Origin of the sequence: Sulfuricurvum sp. MLSB (assembly GCF_000747095.1) — a bacterium.
GTDB lineage: Bacteria > Campylobacterota > Campylobacteria > Campylobacterales > Sulfurimonadaceae > Sulfuricurvum.
Genome location: NZ_JQGL01000089.1, coordinates 1 through 18,532 on the forward strand (window position 1 = coordinate 1; position 18,532 = coordinate 18,532).

The following is an 18,532-nucleotide window of genomic DNA, read 5'->3' on the forward strand; positions in this document are numbered from 1 at the left end:
GCCGCCAGGCCTCAAGATTCTCTCTTCCTTTTTTATACAATCACATCAGCATTCATCAATCCAAACTAAATATTTTTAATTCAATCCTATTTTTCCTGCTTTAATTAATTTTTACTCAACCTATCGCTCTGATCAATCACTATTCCCGATAATCATGCGTCTCCTCATGCCTTTTAAATATTAATTTCCGTTAATATATGCTATAGTATATTTATTCTCTCAAAAGGATAACTATGCTGAAATTTATTTTTTCCCTGCTTGTGCTTGTTTCTATTGCGTTCGGTGCCGTCAACATCAATAAAGCCAATTCCGCTCAGTTACAAACGATCAACGGTATCGGGCCTGCCAAAGCCAACGAAATCATTAAATATCGAAAATCCCACGGCGCATTTAGAAATGTTAATGAGTTGGTTAATGTAAAGGGTATCGGACCAAAAACGATGAAGAAAATGAAAACGCAAGTCTCCGTGCGTTAGGGGATATAGATTTTGTCGATCATTTCATGGTATTCCATCTGCCAGTCGCTGTCGGCGGTAATCCCGCCGCCGCTCTTGTAGATCAGTTTGCCGTTGCTTTTTTCGATAAAGCGGATGGCTACGGCACTGTACAGGCATTTACCGTCAAAATAACCGAATACACCGCTAAAATAGCCGCGTTGATAACCTTCGACTTCTTCAATGATCTCAAGCGTCTTTTTTTTAGGGGTGCCGCTGATGCTCCCTGCCGGCAAAAGTTTTTTGAGTATCTCTCCGGCATTCTTTTTCCAATTTTCCTGAAGTTTTCCGCTGATATGAGAGCTGACTTGATGCAGTCTCTTTTCACCCGTGTCGATGGTCGTGACATAACGGAAGTTTTCAACGGTTATGGTGTCGGCTACCATTCCCAAGTCGTTGCGCAGAAGATCGACGATCATTGTGTGTTCGGCTGTCTCTTTGGCATCATTCAATATCGTCTCGATCGCATCGGGCAATGCGGCATCAATCGTCCCTTTCATCGGATACGTGTGGATCATATCGTTCTCGATGGTGATAAACGGCTCGGGCGAAAAACAGACAAATGCATCGCCAACCCTCATCTTATAGGGGGCATGAGCCATATCGTAAATTTCTTTGAGGGTGTGAGGCGTCTCGATCGGCGTAGGTTGCGTTAGATTGAGCAGATACGTGTTGCCTCTTTGTATATGATGGTGTACCTGCTCAAATTTCATACGATAGCATGTTGGGTCGACGGGAAAATGAAGCGGTTTATGGGGAAGATTATGACTTGCCGTAGGTGCATGAAACGCAAATTCGATGTCATATGAAGAGAGCTCATCAAAGCGACAGCAGTGCAAGTGCTCCCCTTTGAAATCGGTATAAAAAAATGTAGGAACGTTTTCGGCGACCAGTTCACTGAAGCGTTCAAACATCAGACGATAAGTGCCTTGAGGACGGCCATACGGATAACAACGCCGTTTTTGACTTGTTCGAGTACTTTGCAGCGGGGATCTTTGAGCATGGCATCGTCGATGTCGATGTTCCGGTGAACCGGTCCGGGATGAAGCAAAATCACGTCTCTGTTCCCCATGAGCTCTTGGGTGATACAAAAATCGCTGGCGTAATCTTTCAGAGATCCGTAGGTCTGATGCGAATGGCGTTCGGTTTGGGTACGAAGGCTCATGATAGCATCAACATTATCGATGACGTCCCGAATATTATGGGTTGCCTTCAATCCTGTTTCGGGGAGAAAATGCGGCGGTGCCACCAGCGTGATATCCATCCCGAAGCGGGTCAGCAACTCGATGTTGCTGTTGGCGACACGTGAGTTTTTGATATCGCCGACAATGGCAATTTTTTTCCCCGCCACATTTCCGAAATGGCGTGTCAGCGTGAAAAGATCGAGCAAGCTTTGTGTCGGGTGGGCATGCGCACCGTCTCCCGCATTGATGATCGACGCGCGGGTATGCTGTGCCAAAATATCCGGTACGCCGGCGTGAGCGTGGCGGACGATCATTGCATGCGGTCCCATGGCATCAAGATTCATCGCCGTATCGACGAGGGTTTCCCCTTTTTTGGTTGAACTTTTTTGAACGTCCAGATGAACGACTTCGGCACCAAGGCGTTTGGCTGCAATCTCAAAAGAGCTTTTCGTGCGGGTAGAATTTTCGAAAAAGAGGGTGATGATGATTTTTTCGCGCAAGATCGGGTCAAACTGTCCGGCTAGGTAGTGTTCGGCATCGCGTAACACCGTATGGATCTGCTCGGTTGAAAAATCGTCGGTTCGTATCAAATGGCGCATGGTTTCTCCTCTAATGCTTATGCAATTGTATCCAAAAGTGAACGGGCTATGGCATCGATGTCGTCCCGGATAAAATAGAGCGTTTCAAAGCGGTGAGTGAAGTAGGGGAGCGAGGTCTGCTCAAACGAAAGATCACCTTCGCGGCAGTTAAACCCCCAAACGTAGGAGAGTTTCGCATCGTCCAGGGCTTTGAGGTTCAGGAGCGTATCGTTGATGCATCCCAGGCGGCAGTGGGTGACCAACAACGTGGCGGCATTGAAATAACGGGGCAGATCGATCATCATTGACGTTTCGTCGATGGGGACAAGAAGCCCTCCGGCCCCTTCGATCAATACGACGTCGCAGAGTGATTCGATTTTTTCCAGTCCCCTCTCGAAAAGTGCAAGGTCGATCGATACCCTGCCGCTCGCGACATACGGGGCGGCCGGTAGAGGGAATTGGAGGGTTACGATGTCGTTAAGGGTTAATTCGTGCAATGCCGGATTAAAATAAGATGCTGTCTCAAAAAGGCTCTTCCCGTCGACGGGAAAATCAATCACGCCGGTTTCAATCGGTTTGTAGACGCCGACGCGGAACCCCATGCGGCTATATGCTTCAATCAGGAGCTTGGTAGTATAGGTTTTGCCAATGTCGGTGTTGGTAGCGGTAACAAAGATACGTTTGGCCAATGCAACTTCTTTTTCGTTATAATTGCCAGAATTGTAATATAAAATTGATAAAAGACGGCTAGACCGTCATGAGGATAAGATTCTATGCGCTTTGAAGAATTTACGACCCGATTCGTACAGCAGACGGGGAAAAAAGAAGGCCCAATCAGTCCTGTGATGATCAATTCCGCTTCATTCGGATACGGTAACAGTGAAACGGGAGAAGGCATTTTTGACGGATCGATCAAAAAGCCGTTGTACGCACGTGTCGGCAATCCCACATCCGGACAGCTGGAACAGATTTTGGCATCGATGGACGGCGGTATCGGTGCTGTAGCGGCATCTTCGGGGATGGGTGCGACGGCGATGGCGACGCTGAGCCTTTTGAGAGCCGGGGATGAGATTATCAGCATCGGGGGACTGTTCGGGGGGACGTATTCGTATTTTTCCGAAACCCTTACGCGCTTTGGAATTACGACCCGTTTTTTTGATGTGGATGAATTCACAGCGGTCGAAGAAGCCGTCAATACGGCGACAAAGATCATATTTCTGGAGAGTGTCGGCAATCCGAATATGCGCCTTCCTGACATCGCGCGCATTGCCGAAATTGCCAACCGTTACGGTGTGGCACTGGTTGTTGACAATACGATCACCCCTTTAAGTATCGCGCCGCTGTCATTGGGCGCGGATATGGTCGTCTATTCGACGACGAAGATCATTACCGGTAACGCTTCGGCGCTTGGAGGAGCGGTCGTTTTCCGCCCCATCCGCGACGGTGAAGATAAATTCAAGGGCGACCGGTATCGGGACGTGCATCCGTTTATCCAGAAAATGGGTTCGATGGCACTGATCGCGAATGCCAAAAAACGGGCATTGCGCGATTTCGGGATGTCGGCAAACGGATTCGGAAGTTATTTGACGATGCTTGGGCTTGAAACATTGCCTTTGCGTATGGATCGGATAGTCTCGAGCGTTGAAACGGTTGCGAAAGCTTTGTATGCCAAAAGATTGGCGGTGAATCATCCTTCGCTGCCTCATCACCCACATCATAATCGCTACCGCGATCAATTTGCCAACGGGTGCGGTACCCTCCTGACGCTCGATCTTGGAAGTAAAGAAGCGGCGTTCGAGTTTCTCAACCGTTCGAAGCTGATTACGATCACGGCCAATATCGGCGACAGCCGGACATTGGGGCTGCACATGGCTTCGACGATTTATCGTGATTTTGATGAACCGACACGCGAATTTCTGGGAATCACACCGGGGTTGGTACGGATATCTATCGGCCTGGAAAATGCCGAAGAAATTGTGGCCGATTTTCTGCATGCAGCAAATATTTAAAAAGATTGGGTATAGTTCAATATGGCTGTAAAACATGAGTTGGAAAATGACCTAACGCTCACCCATCCGAAACAATACAAGGTGTATTTGCTGAACGACGATTATACGTCGATGGATTTTGTCGTTGACATTCTGATGAGCATCTTTCGTAAAAGTTTTCACGAAGCGCACACCATTATGATGGAAGTGCATGAAAAAGGGCGTGGGCTGTGCGGCGTCTATCCCTACGAGATCGCCGAGACGAAGGTGTATCAGGTAGGATCGATGGCGCGCGAAAACGGATTCCCTTTAAAAGCGATACTCGAGGAGGCATAGTATGGTCAGCAGCGAGCTAAACGCGATTTTTCAAAAGGCACTTGCGTTTGCACGACATCAGCGTCACGAATACCTCACGATCGAGCACGTGATGCTTGCGCTGCTGAATTCCGGTGAAGGAGAAGCGGTTATTCGTGAGTGCGGCGGTAATGTGGAGCAGATGCGCGAAGCGTTGGGAGCCTATCTAGTGCGTATGATCGAACCGCTTCCTGATGAAGTGAATCAGGAACCTTTTGAGACGGTCGCCTTGGCGCGTATGGTTGAGGGGATGATGCACCATGTGCGAAGTGCTCAAAAAGAGGTCGCCGATGTGGGAGACCTGCTGGCGGCGATGTTCGAAGAAAACCATACCTACGCATGTATGCTGCTGCACGAATACGGAATCGAGCGGGTTGATGTATTAGAAGCGATTTCGCACCGCGATATCGAGACGCCGTCGGGATTGGATGAGAATGAAGGAGCACTGGCTCAGTATGCCATCAATCTGATCGTTCAGGCACGTGAGGGGAAAATCGATCCTGTCATCGGCCGTGTCAACGAGATCGAACGCTCCATCCAAACCCTATGCCGCCGCAAAAAAAACAATCCGCTCCTAATCGGCGAACCGGGCGTCGGCAAAACGGCGATTGCCGAAGGATTGGCATTGCGGATCGTATCGGGCGACGTGCCTGCAATTTTGGAAGATGCCGAAATCTTCGCCCTTGATCTGGGTGCGATGCTGGCAGGGACGAAATACCGCGGCGATTTCGAAAAGCGACTTAAAGCCGTAATGGACGAGGCGGAGGCCCACCCGAATGCGATTTTATTTATTGATGAGATCCATACCATTGTCGGAGCGGGAGCTGTCGGAGGCGGAAGCATGGATGCTTCCAATCAGCTCAAGCCGGCTTTAGCTTCCGGGAAGATCAAATGCATGGGGGCGACGACCCATGCCGAATACCGCAATGTTTTTGAGAAAGACCGTGCACTCAGCCGTCGTTTTGCCCGCATCGAGGTAGGCGAACCCTCACCGGAGGAGAGTTTTCTGATTCTCAGGGGTCTGCGTGAACGGTACGAACGCCATCATGGAGTAAAATACACGGACAAAGCGCTCCGCTCGGCCGTCGAGCTCTCTAAAAAATACATTACCGACCGCTTTTTGCCCGATGTGGCCATTGATCTCATTGATGAAGCCGGGGCATCTTTTCATCTGGCCAAACACAGACGTAAAACGATCACACCTCATGATATCGAGACGGTCATTTCCAAAATGACGGGTATCCCTATGTCGAAGATGGGAGATGATGTTCGGGAGAAACTCGCCGGCTTGGAAGCCGAACTCACAGCATCGGTGATCGGGCAGGATAACGCGGTTACTCAGGTGGTCAAGGCGATTAAACGTTCCTACGCCGGCTTGAGCACTCCGAACAAACCGATTGCTTCGTTTTTGTTCGCCGGCCCGACGGGGGTGGGGAAAACGGAGCTGGCCCGATCGCTGGCTGAGAGTCTGGGGATATACTTCGAGCGGTTTGATATGTCCGAATATATGGAAAAACATGCGCTCAGTCGACTGATCGGTGCCCCTCCGGGATATGTAGGATTTGAACAGGGCGGATTGCTCGTCGAGACGGTGCGTAAACACCCTTATATGGTGTTACTGCTTGATGAAATCGAAAAGGCTCATCCGGATTTGATCAACGTATTGCTGCAAGTGATGGACAGCGCGGCGTTGACCGATAATACGGGATTCAGAGCAAATTTTGCCAATGTCGTACTGGTGATGACTTCCAATATCGGGGCAAGCGAACGCAACGTCATGGGATTCAATGCCGACAGCTCCATTTCGCGCCATGAGGCGCTCAAATCATTCTTTACGCCCGAATTTCGCAATCGTCTTGACGGTGTCATCGAATTTGCGGCGCTGCCGTTGAGCGTGGTTGAAGGAATCGTTGAAAAATTCATTCGGCAGTTGAACCTACAGCTCAAAACGAAGAAAGTTTCGGTTGAGATCGGCAGTTCCGCCAAAAGCTATCTGGCAAAAATAGGATACGATAAGGCAATGGGTGCCCGTCCTCTTTTGAGAGTCATACAGGAAAAAATCAAAGACCCTCTTGTGGATGAGATGCTCTTTGGAAAACTGGTTCAGGGCGGAAAGGTTTTTGTCGACTACACGGATGGACTGGAGTTCCATTACTCCTGATGATCCCAAAGCTTCCCCATCATCTTGCTTTTCCTGACCCCCGCAGTGCTTCGGAAGAGGGTATCGTAGCCTACGGCGGCGATCTCTCTCCTTCTCGCTTGATGATGGCATACCGTACAGGGATTTTTCCATGGTACACATTAGGTGATCCGATCTTGTGGTGGTCTCCCGATCCGCGGCTGATTTTGGAATTGAACGACTTTAAACTGCACCGTTCACTGCGAAAAAAACTGGGGCAGTTCGATATCCGCTTCGATACGGCATTTTCTCAGGTGATACGCGAATGCGCCCGTGCGCCCCGAAGGGGACAAAAAGGGAGCTGGATCGTCCCGGAAATGATTGAAGCGTATGAAACACTTCATGCCTTGGGACATGCCCACAGCGTCGAAGCCTATCTGGACGGAGAGCTTGTCGGAGGGCTTTACGGCGTGTGTGTCGGAGGAATGTTTTGCGGCGAATCGATGTTTGCGAAAGTGAGCGATGCCTCCAAAGTGGCATTGGCAATGCTGGTTGAGAAACTCCGGGAATGGGGATTCGATTGCATCGATTGTCAGGTGCCGACAGAGCATCTTAAAAGTCTCGGTGCCAAAGAGGTCTGTCGAGAAGATTTTTTGAAACGTCTTTCTCAAATGGACACACTGCCTGCTGCTTGGGATTCCAGAAAAGATTAAGGGTGTTTTACCTATACTTTTTGTTAATTCATATTAAAAGGGGTTACGATGAAAAAAGTATTAGTATCTATTGCAGCGGTCGCCGCATTTAGTACTGCCGGTTTTGCAACCGTCAACAGCCAAACGGGATGCGGTCTTGGATCGCAAATCATCAAAGATGACAGTTCGGCATTGATGTTGGCTTTGCAGGCTACAACCAATAGTACGCTTGGAAACCAAACGTTCGGTGTAACGTCAGGGACATCAGGATGTAAACGTGCCAAACTTGTACTCAATGAACGTGCAGCCGAATTTGTCGCTTCAAACATGGATCAGCTTTCCCGCGAGATCGCGATCGGGCAAGGCGAAAGCGTTGAGACGTTGGCGGAATTGATGAATGTAGAGGACAAAGCGGCATTTGCGTCCGCGTTGCAAGCAAACTATAATGCCATTTATTCGAATGAAAAAGTCGATATGGCGACGGTCATGGATAACGTCGCAACTATCGCCGGCTAAACAACAAGCCTTCTTCCCGCCTGAGCGGGAAGGATAAAATTTCACGTTCAAAGGGCCGTTTTGCCGATTCTTTTTTTTCTGTGTGCAATGAGTTTGGCGGTCTGGGGAGTCTCGACCGATAAACTGATAGCACAGGCTGATGATAAAAATCTCTCTGAGCAGCGGTATTGGCATCTTTTGATGCATGCCCCTCAGAGTGAAAGCGAGATTGATGATCCGGTATTTTTCCTCTCGCCTAATGGGAAAAATGATCTTGCTTCCGAACTAAAAGAGACGATTCGTCGTTTGAATGAGGATACCAACCGAAGCGATGGGAGCCCTTTTTGCCGCTTCCCGGCTCGCAGGGCATGGATCGAAGCGGAATTGAATGTATCGTTTGGGGAAGGCGAATGTCGTGAATACGAGACGCTGGTCGAAAAGCTCGATCTCCAAAAAGTAACCCTTGTCTTTCCCAGTGCGCATATCAATTCGCCCGCCTCAATGTTCGGGCATACGTTTTTGCGAATTGATTCGAGTATGGAATCGAAGCTGATGTCGTATGCGATCAACTATGCGGCCCACACGGAGGAGACGAATGGTCTGTTGTTTGCCTACAAAGGGCTTTTCGGAGGGTATTACGGATATTATTCGATGCTTCCGTATTATGAAAAGCTCAAAGAATACCGCGATACCGAGACGCGGGATGTATGGGAATACGATCTGAACCTGACGCGCGATGAGGTCATGGCCATGGTGCGTCACATCTGGGAGCTGCAGCGTATCAATTCGTGGTACTATTTTTTTGACGAGAACTGTTCGTACCATATGCTTTGGTTGACCGAAGTAGCCCGCCCGAGCGTCCGGTTGAGGGAACATTTTTTTTATTATGTGATCCCGCCGGAAACAGTCCGCGCATTTGAAGAGGAAGAGCTGGTAGGCGCCAAGCACTATCGTCCTTCCAAACGGACAAAACTTCTGGCGTACGAACGCCATTTGAGCCAACAAGGGATCGAGGCCGTGCATTCGTTGGTGGATGATCGAATTGAACCCGGACAAGTTCGGGAGATGGCGATTCCCGAGGAAGAACGCCGGTATGTTCTCGAAGCGGCCGCCGAGTTGGTCGAATATCGCTACATCGAAGGGAAACTATCCAAAGACCTGTATGCCAAACGGTATCATTCGCTTCTTTCCGAACGTGCCGCTTTGGGGATGGGAAAATTATTGGCGATGAAGGAGAAACCCAATCCTGACATTGCGCACCATGCCGCGCGGATCAACCTCTCAAAAGGCTGGTTGGAGAACCGTTCGCCGTTAATGATCGGATGGCGGCCGGCGCTTCATGATTTGGGAGAGGATGACACGGGACATCTTTCCGGGGCGCAAATCGAATTTTTGGATACCCTTGTCGGGGTGGAAGATTCCAAAATGACACTGGAGAAGCTGACGGTCCTTTCCCTGGCTTCCATTGCCCCGGTAAGCCGTTTTTTCAAACCGTTTTCATGGCGGATGAAAACCGGCTGGGATCGCGAGTACGGAGAAGATCGACTCAGTTTCGTCACTCGGGTCGGAGCCGGTGCCGCAGTCGGAAACGATGATGTTTACGGATATCTCCTCAGCGAGCCGGAGGTACGTTTGGGATTCGATACCGATGCCGGACTGGGATTCAGTGCGGGGGTCGGGATTAATTGGAACGGGCGGATGAAAACGCTTGTGGAAGCGGGACATATTTTTTATATTGAAGCGTCTCAAAGAAACAGAATCACGCTATCTCATCAGTGGCAGCTGAGCCCTTGGGGGAGTATGTTCGGAAGCTATGAAACGTACGATCAGGGAAAAACCGAAGAGCGGATCAAAGCCGGGATCAACCTCTATTTTTAACTCTTTTGCGGCATAATAACGTTACTTTGTGTTAGGGAGCCTATTTTCATATGTATATTGCCGAATCGCGTTTTGCCCTGTGGGCCGATTTTATTGAACGGACATTTTTGGATGAAGGGTTTAAAGAGCTGATCGCGCAAGGGATCATAAACGGCGCTACTTCAAACCCTGCTATTTTTAAAAGTGCGATTCTGACGTCTCCGGCGTATAAAGAACAACTTTCGGGACTTCAGGGTCTTTCGGCAAAAGAGAAATACGAAGCATTGGCCGTATACGACATTCAAAAAGCGGCCGACATTCTGCGTCCCCTTTACGACAAGGGGGATGACGGCTATGTCAGTATCGAAGTGGATCCGTTTTTGTGCGACGATGCCGAAGCAACGATCAGCGAAGGGATCCGGTTGCACCAAATGATCAAACGTCCTAACGTCATGATCAAAGTCCCCGCTACGAAGGCCGGGTATGAGGCAATGGAAACATTGGCAGCCAGCGGAATTGCGGTCAATGCGACATTGATCTTTTCGCCTCAGCAGGCACTGGAATGCGCCAAAGCGTTCGAACGCTCAGCCAGACGCGCGCAACAAGCCGTGGATACGGTTATCAGTGTCTTTGTCAGCCGTATCGACCGTGCTATCGACGATACGCTTGCTCAGCAAGGGATCGAGACGGGGTTGACGGGAATCATGAATGCCGCAGACATCTACAACCGCGTCGAAGCGCTCGGCGTCCCGAAATGCCGGGTACTGTTTGCCAGTACCGGGGTCAAAGGAAATGATTTGAGAGCGTCGTACTATATCGATGAACTTTTGGCGCCCAACAGCGTCAATACTGCGCCGATCGCTACAATCGAAGCATATGTCGGCGGCGGGGACACAACGATGAAACTTCCGTTGAATGCCGCAGTGATTGAAGAACACATGAAGCGTATCTCCTCGGCGGGTATTTCGATGGAAAGCGTCATCGATCAGCAGATCGCCGAAGGGCTGGAAGCCTTTAAAATCGCGTTCAATGAGATTTTGAGCGCATTGGAGTAATGAAGAGATGAATGAACAGCCTCCACGCAGCCAGCATCAAATCGATGTCAATCAGTTAAATTTTGAAGTACTCAAAAAAATCCGCGGCTACTTGCGCCGCATGGTGGATGCGGGCGGAAGCGACCTGCATATTAAAGCCAATTCCGTAGTGCGTGCCAGGGTTAACGGTGAGATCATCCCTCTATCCGGCGAAATTCTTTCCAAAGACGACGCGCTGATTTTTGCGAAGGAACTTCTACGTACCCGTTTCCCCGAACTCGTCGAGAAGAAAGAGCTTGACCTTGTTTATCCTTTTGACGAGAATACACGGTTTCGTATCAATATCTTTTTCCAGATGGAAGGGATTTCGGCGGTATTCCGTCTGATCCCGGTCAAAATTTTGACGATCGATCAATTGAATATGCCTGAAGTCGTACACAGTTTTACCGAAATGGAACGGGGGCTTGTCCTGGTCACCGGGGTTACCGGAAGCGGTAAATCGACGACGTTGGCGGCAATCATAGATGAGATCAACAATAGCCGGCGCAAGCACATCATCACTATCGAAGACCCGATTGAATTCGTCCATAAAGACCGCAAATGTATCGTTAACCAGCGAAGCGTAGGACAGGATACCCGCACATTTTCCAGCGCGCTGCGTGCCGCGTTGCGCGAAGACCCCGATATCATTCTCGTCGGGGAAATGCGGGACGTCGAAACGATCGAGATCGCTCTGCATGCTGCCGATACGGGGCATTTGGTCTTTTCGACCCTGCATACGCTTGATGCCAAGGAAACGGTCAACCGCATCATTTCCGTCTTTCCTCATGAGGAACAAAATCGGGTACGGATGACGTTGGCATCGGTTCTTAAAGGGGTTATTTCGCAACGTCTTGTCCCGACAACGGACGGAAAACGCGTAGCCGCTCTTGAGGTGCTTGTGCGGACGCCGCGTATCGAGCAGCTGATTGCGGAAAACCGCGATTTTGAAATTCCCGACACGATAGCCGAGGGGAAAGAACTGTACCATTCCCAGACGTTCGATCAGGCGCTGCTCGATCTGTATCTTGCCGGGCGGATCAGCCGCGATGATGCTCTGGCGTATGCGACTTCCTCATCGGATCTGAAGCTTAAGATGGAAGGGCTGACGTCGAAAGTAGAGAAAGACAAACTCGGCGTCGATGACGGGCCGAAAGAGTTTAAAGAAGAGGATTTTATCGGCTTGAAACGATAGTATGTCAAACAGTAAAATTTAGAATAGTTTAAAGTTTATTTAAGTATAATCCGTCCCATTTTATTTTGAAGGACATGATTATGCTAGAAGGCATTGTAAGAGAGAGTATTGGCAAAAGCGCCACAAAAGCGTACCGCCGTGATGGTTATCTCATTGCCAACATCTACGGAAAAGGGCTTGAAAACGTTCACGCCGCGTTCAAAATGAACGACTTTATCCGTACCGTTCGCAACAAAGAAACCGTAGCATTCCCTGTGAATGTTGCCGGCAAAGAGATGAACGTTGTTGTTCAAGGGTATGAATCTCACCCGGTTTCAGGAAACTTGTTGCACGTTGATTTGATGGTAGCTCAAAGTGGTGTTGTAACCCACTATCATGTACCGGTTAAACCTATGGGAAGCCCTGTCGGTTTGAAAAACAAAGGGATGCTTTACATCGCTAAAAAACGCCTTCGCGTAAAAGCGGCGATCGAAAACCTTCCTAACGCGATCGAAATCGACGTATCACCTCTCGATCTTGGCGATTCTGTATTGGTTCGCGATCTTCCGACAATGGAAAACGCTAAATTCACCGATTCAGACCGCGTATCGGTTCTGAGCGTTATCAAAGCGAAGTAATCATGCTGATCGTCGGACTGGGGAACCCCGGCTCGGCGTACGCATCTACCCGTCACAACATCGGGTTCATGGTGATTGACGAACTGTGCCGTCGCCATAAAGTTCAATCCGTTTCAAAGAGCTCCTTCGAAGGGGAGTTGTTTAAAATGGCTGAACATTTTCTCCTCAAACCCACCACGTACATGAATCTCTCCGGAAAATCGGTTTTAGCGGTCAAAAATTTTTATAAAATAGACGATGTTATTGTCATTCACGACGACCTTGATTTGCCGTTCGGGGCACTTCGTTTTAAGACGGGAGGCGGTCACGGCGGCCACAACGGACTCAAATCGACCGATGCTGCGATCGGTCAGAATTATATCCGCGTACGGATGGGAATCGGAAAACCTGAACACAAATCACAGGTGGCCGATTACGTGTTGAGCCCCTTTACGGCAGATGAAAATACTGATTTGGCATCATGGATAACTAAAGCTGCCGATGCCGTCGAAATGCTGCTTCATACCGATTGCGCTGACGTTGCGTCCAAATGTTCCCTTAAGGGATTGTGAGTTTTCATAGGTTCATTTGGGTACAATAAAGCCTAACTTTTATACATTGGGTTTTTATGCTCGCATTTTCAACATTATCATTTTTATATTTGCGTTATTTTTTCATTATTCTGATCGCGTTAGGCAGTTTTATGGTCGGATTCGATCTGATGGAAAATGCCTCGGAACTTCCCGATTCCGCCAACCTTGTTTTGATTTACATCATGTACAAAGGGTTTTATGCGGTCGACATGATGCTTCCCATTTCACTCGTATTTGCCATGATCGCGACATCGGTAGAGCTGGTTCGTTCCAATGCGTTGGCCGCTTATTATTCCATCGGATATTCCAAAAGCCGGATACTCGCTCCTTTTTTATCGGTGGCGGTGATGATGATTTCGCTCCACATCGCGTTGCACGCGACGAATTTCGCCCGTGCCAACGAATTTGCCAACAATCTTCGAGAAACGTCACAGTTCATCCGTCCGACGAGCAATCTTTTTTTCACCCATGAGGGCAATTATGTTTATTTCGGAAATCTTTATCCGCTAACAAAAAAAGCGGAAAAAATCCGCATTTTCACCTTTGAAAAGGGAAAACTGAAAGAGGTGCTCAGCGCTTCGGAAGCGGTTTATGATTATGACAACGGATACTGGAATATTAAAAAAGCTCATATACTGCGTCCGCCCGGAAGCCTGGATCTGAATGCAACCGGAATCGTAACTGAAGAACGCTCCAATGTCCGGGCGCTTAAGGATTTCAAACCAAAAATTCTTGATCAGGTGTACGAAGGAAAAGCCAATTTTACGATTATTGACGGTTTTGATGCCCTGGCCTTGCTTGAAGATCAAAACGTCGATGTGGCGAAGATTGAGAGTGCGATGTTCCGGATCTTTGTCACTCCGTGGTTTGCCGTCTTTCTGATCGTAATTTTTTTCTCTTTCGCTCCGGTCAGCGCACGGTTCTTAAACCTTTCGGTTTTCAGTTTCGGAGCCATTCTTGCAACCTTGCTGGTGTGGGGATTTCTTTTTATGATGGGAGAACTCTCGAATAACAAAACGCTATCTCCTGCCTTCGGGGTTATAGCCCCGATCGGCGTCCTCTTCGCCATAATGATAGGACGCATTGGAAGTCCCCTAAGGAGAGTTAGGGTAAAATCGCGACAAAACTAATCGAAAAGGGATGATGGTGATCGATTTTAAAGCTTTGGCCCAAAACTACGGCACTCCTTTGTATGTCTATGATTTTGATGCGATGAGTGCACAGTTCGAGTCACTGAAAGAGGCGTTTCGCGGGCGCAAATCGATATTGGCGTATGCGGTGAAAGCAAATTCCAATCTGAGCGTCGTCAAGCATTTTGCGCAGGAAGGGGCAGGTGCCGATTGTGTATCGATCGGCGAGGTCCGCCGCGCGCTGCTTGCGGGAGTTCCGAAATACCGTATTCTTTTTAGCGGCGTCGGCAAACGCGATGACGAGATCCGCGAAGCGATCGAAGCGGATATCCTCTACATCAACGTAGAGAGCGAAGCGGAACTCGGGCGTGTAGAACTGATCGCACGGGAACTCGGCAAAGAAGCCCGGATTAGCATCCGGGTCAATCCCAATATCGATCCCAAAACGCATCCGTATATTTCGACGGGGCTTCACGACAATAAATTTGGGGTCGAGATCGATGCAGCCAAACGGATGTATATCCAGGCCAAAAACTCAGCGAACCTTGATCCGGTAGGGATTCATTTTCATATCGGAAGTCAACTGACCGAGCTGGAGCCGATTTATGAAGCGGCGGTCATTGTCGCGGATTTGCTTCGTTCTCTTCAGGCGATTGATATCGAACTGAAGTTTTTCGATATCGGAGGGGGGCTCGGCGTTCGTTACAATGACGAAACGACGATTACCCCGTATGATTATGCACAGGCAATTTTAGCGGCTCTCAAAGGGTTGGACGTGACGATCGTGTGTGAACCGGGGCGTTTTTTGACTGCCAATGCGGGCTACTTCCTGACCAAAGTTCTGTACGAAAAGCGCAATGGGGCAAAACGCTTTGTCGTCGTTGACGGTGCAATGAACGATCTGATTCGTCCGAGTCTTTACAAAGCGTATCACCGTATCGAAGCGCTGGAAAAAACGGGTGACGTAAGTGTTGCCGATGTTGTCGGGCCGGTGTGCGAAAGCGGTGACTTTTTGGCGAAAGAGTATCCGCTGCCGTTGATGGAGCATAACGATCTTTTGGTCGTGCACAGTGCGGGAGCATACGGGTTCGGGATGGGAAGCAACTACAATACCCGGGGACGTTCTGCCGAAGTTGCGGTCGAAAAGGGACAAGACCGTCTGATCCGCCGCCGTGAAACTTTTGACGACGTTATTGCGTGCGAGCGCGATTATCTGTAGGACACCGGATGTTTTTTATCGATGTACAGGGGACGTTGATCGAGGACAATACCAAACTCCCGGTCCGTGGAGCGGTGGCATTTATCGATTACCTAAACGCCAATGGCATCCCGTACATGGTGATAACCAACAGCACCAAAAATCCCAGTGACGAGTTTTTGGGGTATCTGAACTCGATCGGGCTCGCCATCGGGCGTGAGCATTATCTTGATCCGCTGATGATGCTTGAGCGTTACATCGAGAAAAAGCAAAAAGTGGCTGCATACGGTTCGGAACCGTTTTTACGGGTAGTCGAATCGATGGGTTACGTTTTGGATTACGAATGCCCCGATATCGTTTTGGTTGCGATTAAAGAGGACTTTGCACCGGATGAGTACGCGCAGATGATCGAGTTTCTTTTGTCCGGTGCCAAACTGATTGGGATGCATGAAACGACGCTGTACGTCAAAAATCACAAACGCTATCCCGGTGTCGGAGCCATTTTGAAAATGCTCGCATTTGCGACGTCCGTTCCGTATACGGTTGTGGGTAAACCGAGCGTACCGTTTTTCGATGAGGCTCTGCGACGGATACGCCTGCAGAAAGAGGAGATCGAATACGCCGATATTACGATCATCAGCGATGACGTCAAAGGGGACCTGATCGGAGCTCAGGAATTAGGGATGAGCGGGGTTTTTGTTCTCAGCGGGAAAATCCGCAGCGCGGACGAAATACTTCCCTCTCTTAAACCCTTGGAGCGTCCGGGAGCGGTTTATGCCGATATGCAAGAGGTATTGGAGAATATATGAAGACACTGGAAGAATGCAGAACACGTATTGACGAGATCGACAATGCCATTGTCGAATTATTGAACCGCCGTATGGAAGTGGTTCGGCGCGTGGGTGAGATCAAACACGAAAGCAATACGGCTATTTACCGCCCGGAACGGGAAAAAGCGATCATTGACCGCTTGAGCGACCTGAGCCAAAAAGACAACGGTCTTTTGAACCGTCAGGCGATCGAGGCGGTGTTTCTGGAAATTTTTGCCGTTTCGCGTAATCTTGAACTCCCCGAACGTATTGCGTATCTGGGACCGGAAGGGAGTTTTACCCATCAGGCGGCAGAATCGCGTTTCGGCGCGATGAGCGATTACCTTTCGCTGGGTTCGATTGACGCCGTGTTCAAAACGCTCGAAGCGGGACGCGCCAAATTCGGCGTCGTTCCGATCGAGAACAGTCGCGACGGTGTTGTCGGCGAGACGCTTGATCTGCTGGGAAAAAGTTCGGTAAAAATCGTGGCGGAGCTGTACATGCCGATTCATATGGCGTTTGCAACCAAAGCCGAGAAAATTCACCATATCAAACGTATCTATTCGAAAGACAAAGGATTCGGACAGTGCCGCGAATTTCTCCTCGAACACGGGCTTGACACGATCGAGCATATTCCCGTCGAATCGACGGCGAAAGCGGCGATTTTGGCCTCTAAAGACCCCGAAGCGGCGGCGATTTGTTCGCATATCGCCGCCAAACTGTACCGTGTGCCGACACTTTTTGAAAACATCGAAGATACCCGCAATAATGCGACGCGATTTTTTATTTTGAGCGATTTTAAAAACGGCATAAGCGGGGAGGACAAGACTTCTATTTTGGTACGTCTGAAAGATGCCCAAAAGTCGGGTGCGCTCGTTCATTTCCTCGAAGATTTTAACAATTCAAACATCAATCTGAGCAAAATCGAGAGCCGTCCTTCGCGCGACAATGACGGATTCGGATACTGGTTCTTTATCGATTTCTTCGGCCACATCGACGAACCTGACGTTCAATCCGTAATTCAGGACCATATTGAAGAAGTAACATGGCTGGGAAGCTATGTCAAGGGAGAATTATGACGTTTAACAGCACATTGGATACCATCAAGACCTACGAGGCCGGGAAACCGATCGAACTGGTCGTCCGGGAGTACGGGATCGCACCCGATCAGATTGTCAAGCTGGCCAGCAACGAAAATCCGTTCGGATGCTCGCCCAAAGTCAAAGAGGCCGTCCGTGCCATTATCGACAACATGGCCCTCTACCCCGACGATTCGATGGTGAAGCTTAAAACGGCATTGTCCGCCAAATACGCTATCGCTCCGAACGAACTGATCATCGGCGCGGGGAGCGATCAGGTGATAGAATTCGCGATCCATGCCAAAGCTCACGAGGGGAGCAAGGTACTGATGAACAGCGTCACGTTTGCGATGTATGAGGTTTATGCGAAACAGGTCGGGGCGCATATTCTTCGCACCGCATCGCGCGAACACGACATGGAAGAGTTTTATGCCCTTTACGCCGAGCACAAACCCGATATCGTTTTCCTGTGTACTCCCAACAATCCGACGGGAGACGGTCTGGACGCGGAAAAGATGCTGAGCTTTATCGAAAAAGTCGACAGCGATACGCTGGTGATCGTCGATGGGGCGTATATGGAGTATGCCCGTTTCAAAGACCCTTCCAAGGCAGTCGATCCCCGCGAATTGATAGCGCGGTTTGAGAACGTCCTCTTTCTGGGAACATTTTCGAAGGCGTACGGCCTCGGCGGGATGCGGGTAGGGTATGGAATCGCACAGGCGCCTATCATCAAGGCGCTTTACAAAGTGCGGCCGCCGTTTAACATCACGACTCTTTCTCTCGAAGCGGCATCGGTGGCACTTGAAGACGAGGCATTTGTGCAAGAGTGCATCGCGTATAACTTCGAGGAAATGAAACGGTATGAAGCGTTTGCCGCGGCCAAAGGGATCAATATTATCGATAGTTATACGAATTTCGTCACTTTGTCTCTTCCTGAAGAAAAAAATTCATCGAAAATTGCGCAAGAATTGTTAAAAAAGGGTATGATTGTACGTGATTTAAGTAGCTACGGACTAAACGCAATTCGCGTGACCGTCGGTACCGCCTCACAGAACGACCGATTTTTTGAACTTACGAATTCTTTGTTATAAATAAAAG

The 18,532-nt window shown here is 49.3% G+C and carries 19 protein-coding genes; 16 read left to right on the forward strand and 3 right to left on the reverse strand.

Going from position 1 to position 18,532, the window contains the following annotated elements:
- Positions 1–233: 233 nt before the first annotated feature.
- Positions 234–476: a helix-hairpin-helix domain-containing protein gene (locus JU82_RS06650; protein WP_037948432.1), complete on the forward strand. Its 243-nt coding sequence runs from the start codon at positions 234–236 to the stop codon at positions 474–476.
- Here JU82_RS06650 and JU82_RS06655 read toward each other — a convergent pair.
- Genes JU82_RS06655 through bioD form a run of 3 tightly spaced genes read right to left on the reverse strand, consistent with a single transcriptional unit; the run spans position 473 to position 2,945 of the window.
- Entirely contained in the window at positions 473–1,408 is a 936-nt protein-coding gene (locus JU82_RS06655; protein ID WP_294892422.1) for an aminodeoxychorismate synthase component I, read from the reverse strand. The two genes, JU82_RS06650 and JU82_RS06655, sit on opposite strands and share 4 nt — an antisense overlap.
- Complete coding sequence (locus JU82_RS06660; protein ID WP_037948434.1) at positions 1,408–2,277, reverse strand: aspartate carbamoyltransferase catalytic subunit; 870 nt, start codon at positions 2,275–2,277, stop codon at positions 1,408–1,410. The genes JU82_RS06655 and JU82_RS06660 overlap by 1 nt, the downstream gene beginning before the upstream one ends.
- A 17-nt stretch (positions 2,278–2,294) precedes the next feature.
- Positions 2,295–2,945, reverse strand: coding sequence for a dethiobiotin synthase (gene bioD, locus JU82_RS06665; RefSeq protein WP_037948437.1), 651 nt, complete (start codon positions 2,943–2,945; stop codon positions 2,295–2,297).
- 84 nt (positions 2,946–3,029) lie between these two features.
- On the opposite strand from bioD, the gene JU82_RS06670 reads away from it, so the two are divergent.
- From JU82_RS06670 to hisC, 15 genes are all read left to right on the forward strand, one after another.
- Positions 3,030–4,265, forward strand: a complete 1,236-nt coding sequence (locus JU82_RS06670; RefSeq protein WP_037948439.1) for an aminotransferase class I/II-fold pyridoxal phosphate-dependent enzyme — start codon at positions 3,030–3,032, stop codon at positions 4,263–4,265.
- 21 nt (positions 4,266–4,286) lie between these two features.
- Complete coding sequence (locus JU82_RS06675; RefSeq protein WP_037948441.1) at positions 4,287–4,580, forward strand: ATP-dependent Clp protease adaptor ClpS; 294 nt, start codon at positions 4,287–4,289, stop codon at positions 4,578–4,580.
- 1 nt (position 4,581) lies between these two features.
- Positions 4,582–6,759 (forward strand): ATP-dependent Clp protease ATP-binding subunit ClpA, encoded by a 2,178-nt coding sequence (gene clpA / locus JU82_RS06680; RefSeq protein ID WP_037948444.1) that lies wholly within the window; start codon positions 4,582–4,584, stop codon positions 6,757–6,759.
- Positions 6,759–7,430: a leucyl/phenylalanyl-tRNA--protein transferase gene (aat, locus tag JU82_RS06685; RefSeq protein WP_037948447.1), complete on the forward strand. Its 672-nt coding sequence runs from the start codon at positions 6,759–6,761 to the stop codon at positions 7,428–7,430. Before clpA ends, aat begins: the two co-directional genes overlap by 1 nt.
- 48 nt (positions 7,431–7,478) lie before the next feature.
- On the forward strand, positions 7,479–7,925 hold the full coding sequence (locus JU82_RS06690; protein ID WP_037948449.1) for a DUF3015 family protein: 447 nt from the start codon (positions 7,479–7,481) through the stop codon (positions 7,923–7,925).
- A gap of 60 nt (positions 7,926–7,985) precedes the next feature.
- Positions 7,986–9,782, forward strand: coding sequence for a DUF4105 domain-containing protein (locus JU82_RS06695; RefSeq protein ID WP_294892427.1), 1,797 nt, complete (start codon positions 7,986–7,988; stop codon positions 9,780–9,782).
- 50 nt (positions 9,783–9,832) lie between these two features.
- A complete protein-coding gene (locus tag JU82_RS06700) occupies positions 9,833–10,816 on the forward strand; it encodes a transaldolase (RefSeq protein ID WP_037948452.1) in 984 nt (327 codons plus the stop codon).
- Between the two features lie 7 nt (positions 10,817–10,823).
- Entirely contained in the window at positions 10,824–12,029 is a 1,206-nt protein-coding gene (locus JU82_RS06705; RefSeq protein WP_037948455.1) for a type IV pilus twitching motility protein PilT, read from the forward strand.
- A gap of 80 nt (positions 12,030–12,109) precedes the next feature.
- Positions 12,110–12,646, forward strand: coding sequence for a 50S ribosomal protein L25/general stress protein Ctc (locus JU82_RS06710; protein ID WP_037948458.1), 537 nt, complete (start codon positions 12,110–12,112; stop codon positions 12,644–12,646).
- 2 nt (positions 12,647–12,648) lie between these two features.
- Entirely contained in the window at positions 12,649–13,197 is a 549-nt protein-coding gene (gene pth / locus JU82_RS06715; RefSeq protein ID WP_037948462.1) for an aminoacyl-tRNA hydrolase, read from the forward strand.
- A 56-nt stretch (positions 13,198–13,253) separates the two neighbouring features.
- On the forward strand, positions 13,254–14,348 hold the full coding sequence (locus JU82_RS06720) for an LptF/LptG family permease (protein ID WP_037948465.1): 1,095 nt from the start codon (positions 13,254–13,256) through the stop codon (positions 14,346–14,348).
- Between the two features lie 13 nt (positions 14,349–14,361).
- Positions 14,362–15,567 carry a diaminopimelate decarboxylase gene (gene lysA, locus JU82_RS06725; protein WP_294892431.1) on the forward strand — a complete coding sequence of 402 codons (1,206 nt, stop codon included), beginning with the start codon at positions 14,362–14,364 and terminating at the stop codon, positions 15,565–15,567.
- 8 nt (positions 15,568–15,575) lie between these two features.
- The gene (locus JU82_RS06730; protein WP_037948469.1) at positions 15,576–16,355 is read left to right on the forward strand and encodes an HAD-IIA family hydrolase; all 780 of its coding nucleotides are present in this window, start codon (positions 15,576–15,578) and stop codon (positions 16,353–16,355) included.
- On the forward strand, positions 16,352–17,434 hold the full coding sequence (pheA, locus tag JU82_RS06735) for a prephenate dehydratase (RefSeq protein WP_037948472.1): 1,083 nt from the start codon (positions 16,352–16,354) through the stop codon (positions 17,432–17,434). The genes JU82_RS06730 and pheA overlap by 4 nt, the downstream gene beginning before the upstream one ends.
- Positions 17,431–18,525, forward strand: a complete 1,095-nt coding sequence (gene hisC, locus JU82_RS06740; RefSeq protein ID WP_037948474.1) for a histidinol-phosphate transaminase — start codon at positions 17,431–17,433, stop codon at positions 18,523–18,525. Before pheA ends, hisC begins: the two co-directional genes overlap by 4 nt.
- The last annotated feature ends 7 nt before the right edge of the window (positions 18,526–18,532 follow it).